This is a genomic window from Segatella asaccharophila, from assembly GCF_054687055.1.
The window spans coordinates 68,078-74,310 of the sequence record NZ_BAACAN010000014.1; the positions used below are offsets into that span (position 1 = coordinate 68,078).

General features: G+C 42.9%; 4 protein-coding genes. 1 reads left to right on the plus strand and 3 read right to left on the minus strand.

What is annotated here, in order from left to right; genetic code table 11:
• Nucleotides 1-32: 32 nt before the first annotated feature.
• Nucleotides 33-1,718 carry an amino acid permease gene (locus tag ACYRYG_RS09140; RefSeq protein WP_293429950.1) on the plus strand — a complete coding sequence of 562 codons (1,686 nt, stop codon included), beginning with the start codon at nt 33-35 and terminating at the stop codon, nt 1,716-1,718.
• A gap of 172 nt (nt 1,719-1,890) precedes the next feature.
• On the opposite strand, the gene ACYRYG_RS09145 is transcribed toward ACYRYG_RS09140, so the two are convergent.
• From ACYRYG_RS09145 to ACYRYG_RS09155, 3 genes are all read right to left on the minus strand, one after another.
• On the minus strand, nt 1,891-4,332 hold the full coding sequence (locus ACYRYG_RS09145; RefSeq protein WP_460198033.1) for a DEAD/DEAH box helicase: 2,442 nt from the start codon (nt 4,330-4,332) through the stop codon (nt 1,891-1,893).
• Nucleotides 4,333-4,349: 17 nt separating this feature from the next.
• A complete protein-coding gene (locus ACYRYG_RS09150) occupies nt 4,350-5,504 on the minus strand; it encodes an AAA family ATPase (RefSeq protein ID WP_293423731.1) in 1,155 nt (384 codons plus the stop codon).
• Nucleotides 5,505-5,748: 244 nt separating this feature from the next.
• Nucleotides 5,749-6,233, minus strand: a 485-nt coding sequence (locus ACYRYG_RS09155; protein WP_460198034.1) for an IS1595 family transposase, incomplete at its 5' end; no start/stop codon positions are given.

Genomic DNA, 6,233 nt, shown 5'->3' on the forward strand with positions numbered 1-6,233 from the left:
TCTTTGCATATAAACCAAGAAGATAAGGTAATATGGGATTGTTTACAAAGAAAAGCATCAGCAGCCTCATGGCTGAGGCTTCAGACAAACAAGGAATGAAAAAGACCTTGTCGACAGGCGCACTAATCGCGCTCGGGATAGGAGTTGTCATCGGTGCGGGATTATTTTCAATTACAGGCATTGCAGCCGCCGACCATGCTGGTCCGGCCATTGTCATTTCCTTTATCATTGCAGCCATCGGTTGTGCTTTTGCAGGATTATGCTATGCAGAATTTGCCTCTTCCATACCAGTTGCAGGCAGTGCCTACACTTATTCATACGCTACAATGGGAGAATTTGTCGCTTGGATCATCGGTTGGGATCTGATCCTGGAATATTCCGTGGGAGCCTCTACGATTGCCTCCAGTTGGTCCGGATATTTCTACGAACTGCTCCATTCTCTGGGGGTTTCTTTAGACCGCCAGTTGATGATGACCCCGTTTGAGACCGTTACTCTTCCCAGTGGTGAAGTGGTCCGCGGAATCATCAATCTCCCTTCTATCTTCATTGTTACCATCATGTCCATGGTTCTGGTCCACGGGACAAAAGGGTCAGCCAGACTAAACAACGTGATTGTCATTTTAAAGGTAAGCATCGTCTTGCTTTTCATCTTCATCGGTTTTCACTATATCAACAAGAGTAACCTCACTCCCTTTATCCCGAAAAATGAAGGGAGTTTCGGAAAATTCGGCTGGTCAGGAATCTTCAGGGCGGCAGGAATGATTTTCTTCGCCTATATGGGGTTTGATGCCGTATCTACGGCAGCGCAGGAGACCAAGAACCCTCAGAAATCGATGCCCTATGGCATCTTGGGATCCCTGTTGATCTGTACCATCCTCTATGTTCTGTTCGCCTACGTCCTTACCGGCGTAGCCAATTACAAGACTTTCAGTGGTGCCGGGAGCGATCTTGCCCCTGTTGCTACGGCCATCAACCACATGGGTAAGGTTGGCCCCGGAGGAACCATCATTCCGGCTTATCCGTGGCTGAACAGGATTATCATAGTAGCAATCCTCCTTGGTTATTCTTCCGTAATTCTAGTATTATTGCTCGGCCAGAGCAGGGTCTTCTATTCCATGAGCCGAGACGGGCTGATCCCGCCGATTTTCTCACATCTGCATCCTAAATACAGGACACCGGCAAAATCGAATCTATTGTTCATGATCTTTGTCTCCTTGATTGCTGCATTCATTCCGGGAAAGGTCGTAGGAGAAATGAGCAGTATCGGAACCCTGTTTGCATTTATCCTGGTCTGTCTTGGAATCATCATCATCCGAAAGAATAATCCTGGCGCGAAACCCGCCTTCAAAACTCCCTGGGTACCTGTCATACCCTTACTCGGAGCCTTGGTCTGCCTGTCCATGATGGTGTCACTGAGTATTGACACCTGGATACGCCTTGTCGTCTGGATGATGGTCGGATTTGATATCTACCTTGTACGCGGACCCAAGCATAGCAGGTCGTCAAAGGATGACCCGCCTGAAGAGAAGCAGAAATCGCGGAACGTAACATCTGTCTGCGGACTTGCCCTATGTGTTTTGCTCGCCTTCTTCACCTACGTCCATCATCGGTCTGAGGCAAGCAATAATACAGACTTAATTATCTTCAACTTTATCATTGCCTTCCACTTGGTCTACTATCTCAGTTTCCGGTTTGTTAAGAAAATATATCGAAAATAAAGGCGGGAAGATCCTGACCATACGATAAAACTGTATGAACCATACAGCTATATCACCATAGCCACTATGACTTTACCTGAATCTAGTGTGGTTCTTCTTTAATTTAGTTGAAGAAGAACCAGATCAGTAGACACAATAAAAGAAGCTATGCGGACCACATTGACACTATGACTTATTTCTTTACCTTCAGAAACTTTCCGATAAGTTCAAAAACTTCAACAACCGTCTCTTTATCAGGTACAGGAATCTTGATATGTGACTGCCCCGTATCAGGATCACTTTCTATAATTGAATCAATAAGTGTCTTTGTACTTTCCTCCGACTTCAGCGTTTCTGCCAGTCCGGAGAAGAAAGCTACACCTTGCTCTATCAAACGCTTTGAGGAAGTGACAGGTTTTTCTGAAACAGAAGATGGTTGGTCAGATTTCTGATTCTCCGTCTTTTCCAGTTGATCCTTTCCTTTCTCAGTAACACGATCATGATCTGCTTTCGGCTCTTCATCCGCAATATCAATAGGCTGCTCTTCTCTCACGGTTGCTGTCTTATCCACACTATTGATTGTCTCACTCAAATCCTTCATCATAGTCTGGAATTTACTGTCAGAAGAGAATATCGTATCCTGCCCACCATCAAGTGCTCCCTCAAACATTGAAGACTTGAATTTAAGTTTTCCAAGCATTGATTCCTCAAAAGTATTGGCAGATACCAGATTGATAACCTGGATATTTCTCTTCTGGCCGATACGGAATATACGTGCGATACGTTGCTCCAATACAGCGGGATTCCACGGTAAGTCGATATTGATTACAATTGAGGCTGCTTGCAGGTTCAGTCCGGTGCTGCCCGCATCTGTAGAAAGAAACACACGACTTTCGGGCAGATCCGTAAAATGACTAACCAAGTCTTTACGATCCTTTGAGGGCACACCTCCATGAAGGTATTCATAATGGATGTCCTTTGCATCCATCTCTCTGGCAATCAACTGTGTCATTCTCTTCCACTGACTGAACACAACGACCTTCTCGTCACCACCCTCAATGACATCATTGATGATATTCATCACCTCGTCAACCTTTGTATCATAACGTGTTTTCTGATCAAGAATATAGGTACTGTCACACACCATACGCATCTGTTGTAAAAGCAGCATAATCCTGTTTCGGTCGGTCTCCGACAAGAAGTGATTCTCCTCCCATTTATGCAACAAACGGGATACAGATAACTTCGCGTCATCATGCACAGCCATCTGTTCTTTAGTCATGGGTACCATGAGATTTTTATCCTGCCGTTCCGGCATCTGAAGTCGAACGTCATTTTTCTTCCGCCGGATCAGAACTTCTTTAAGCCGCTCCCTTATCTCATTCAAATTGCGGTATCCTATTGTCGCACCTTTATCATCACTGATGATATAGCGGTCACGGAAGAGATAATAAGGACCGAGACAAAACTGATCCACCAACTCAACTACGGAATAGAGTTCCTCCAACCTGTTCTCCAATGGAGTACCCGATAGAATAACCGCATAATGTGACACGATTTTCCTTGCCGCTTTAGCAATCTGAGTATTCCAGTTTTTTAACCGTTGTACTTCATCAATAATAAGCATATCGGTCTCCAAGTATCCCCGAGCTTTGATATCATTACATGCTGCATTATAAGACACGATCTTATAAGGATCAGGCAATTGGTATTGCTCACGGCGTTGCATATAATTGCCCTCAATCACATGAACTTTCTGCCCGGAGAACCTTTCTATTTCCCGTTTCCACTGATATTTTAACGAAGTAGGGCACATGATTAAAGTAGAAGCTGACAATCCTTTCTTTCTCAATAACTCTGCGACACCAATAGCCTGTATTGTTTTCCCCAGTCCCATCTCATCAGCAATGATGGCTCTGCCCGCTTTTGCAGCAAAACGAATTCCTTCCTCCTGATAGGGATATAGGCGAGTATGAAGAAGTTGTGTAAAATCAGACTTTGTCAGTGAGTCTATCCACCTGATACGTTCCTTCTTTTCTCTATGCTCAAGGACAAACTGCAAGGCATCCTTATAGCAGCGAAAAGTGTCATCTACAGCGTATGCCTTTTTCAGAAAAATATCAAAATGCTGGTATTCATTTTCCTTCAGCACAAAATCTTTACCAAAATATTCAGCAGCCAAAGTGGTATAATCCTTTTCATGATCACAGCCTATACGGATACGAACTCTTCTAGTTTCTGTATAGTCTAAATAAACGGAAGTATAAGCTGGTATTTCCCCATGAACATGATGATGACCATGCCTGATCCACGATTTCACAGCTTCCAGATGCTTGCACGTCCCCAGACGGGAAGTCTTGAAATCCATACATGAGCAATAATTCCACGGACTTCTGGCGCCACGATAAACGACCTTATATTGTTGTTTGCTTTCCGGATTGATCACCTGGTATTCACCTGGAGAGTTTTTTTCATCAACGCTCCTCACAATAAACCTCTCATCACGAGCAGCCTGCCTTCTCAGCAGCACCTGCCAAGTCCGCAAGTCCAGTCCTTCGGGCTTAAATTGATAAGGAATCTTCTTAACCGACTTCTTTCTGGTTGACTTCTTCTTTGTTGTTGTGCTTTTAGACATCTTTCTAAAATTATAGTTTAAACGTATTGAGCAATATCACCGACCTTAGACATAAATTCTCGGGTAAACCAATGCTGGAACACACTGTCGGCAAGAACGGTCCGATTTCCGGCAACATCAATGATTTCCCGATCGATAAGAGCTTTTTTGATTTTATCAATATTTGATTTGGAACCCATCGGAAATCCATCCTGAACCTCCCGTGATCCGAAATTATCGTGATAACCTTTACAAATCGCTCGGATAAAATTCATCTGATAAGTACTCAGACCTCTGATCTGTTCAGTAAAGAAACTCGAGTTCTGAGCCAATAATGCTTCATAGCCATTATCAAAATCTTTCTCTGTAACTTCTCTTCCAGTCTCAGCCATCACATCCCATGCTAACTGCTGGACGTATGAAGAATAATTGTCCACGGTCTCGCAAATCTTTTCAGCAAATCTTTGGGATATCTTCTGACCACTATCCATAAAACGCTTCTGAATATAAACGGTCCAGTCCTTCGTCGGAATACATCCCAGTTCATTCACTTCACCAAACTGGTAAAATGGCATACGTTGACTCTGGAATATTTTTGTCATCAGATGTTTCTTACTTCCAAACAAGCAATAGGATACATTTTGCTGGTGCTGCCATACTCCACGCATCCGCTTTTGTACCGTCAGAGAATCGTCAAATTCACCTATCTGCTGAAATTCATCAATGCAGATCACTATACGTATTCCCTTTTTGGTAGCTATTATTTCAGGCAGATTCAATATATCCTGAGGAGAATAGTTCTTGGGGGTAATTCCCAGCGAAAGGGAGAATGCCATACCCGGACCTGGAGAAAAAGAAACCTTCGGAGATACTCGTGAAAGAAATTCTTTAACATTCTCCAATATTCGTTCAGCTTTTGAGTCTGTCTGTTCAAAAATCGTCTCAGCAAAACGATTAAGAAATTCATATTCACTGCGGCAGTCATAGATATCCATCATTACAACTTTCAACTTGGGATCATCGATCTCTGACTTTACTTTTTTGACAAGAGAAGTTTTACCCATACGCCTGGGAGAAATCAGAATGACATTCATGCCATAGATGAAATCTTTTTTCAGGCGTGCAGTTTCTCTTATCCTATCCGTGAAATTCTTTCCTTCCACAGACATTCCATATACAAAAGGCTTGTCCATATTGTTAGTGATTAACTCTGGCAAAGATAGGAATTTTCAATCGGTTCACCAAGTGGTGGACCACCGCCGAGTGAACTTTTATTTATTTTTAGTACTTAAAGGATTGAAAATGATAAAACTGCATAAGGCCTCTTTCTGATCTAATTCCATCAATCTGCGGACTCGACTGATATGGAAAGACTGATTTTAATTGAAGAATTTGGTATGTAAATCAATATGATTATCCTCAACTGAGTGATTTTCTTCAATCATAGATTCTGTGCTGAAACATCGGCCTATAGGACATAGCCGCAACAAGTAGCCTGTCAAAAAGTCTGTCACCAAATGATCTGCGGTTGAACTTCCAGCAGAATTCATCCAGATAACTCTGAAGGAACTCGTCTTTGATGCCATGGTACATATCAAGCAAAAGTGACTTTGCATTCGATATGGCAGTGTGAACCCAAGGCAGTATTTTCGATGCCTGCTCAGGAAGGGTCTTTATGGGATATACCTCTTTAAAATAACCTTTGAGTTTCGTATGAGATCTGGAGTCATCCGTGATTATTCTGGAATCCGCTGCAACTGCGACCTTTGAGACTTCGGTAACGGTAGAGGCTTTCACATCAGGAACGACCTTCATTTTTATATGACCTGACTTGCGATCTTTCTTTCCTTTCTTCTGTTTATTCTCAGGAACTGCTTTACTTTCTATCATTACCAGAACTTTTGACTTGCGCTGACTTCCTG

What these genes read in the sequence shown, in the direction of transcription:
- ACYRYG_RS09140 (WP_293429950.1), top strand. Translation starts at nt 33, where the DNA reads ATGGGATTGTTTACAAAGAAAAGCATCAGCAGCCTCATGGCTGAGGCT.
- ACYRYG_RS09145 (WP_460198033.1), bottom strand. Translation starts at nt 4,332, where the DNA reads ATGTCTAAAAGCACAACAACAAAGAAGAAGTCAACCAGAAAGAAGTCG.
- ACYRYG_RS09150 (WP_293423731.1), bottom strand. Translation starts at nt 5,504, where the DNA reads ATGGACAAGCCTTTTGTATATGGAATGTCTGTGGAAGGAAAGAATTTC.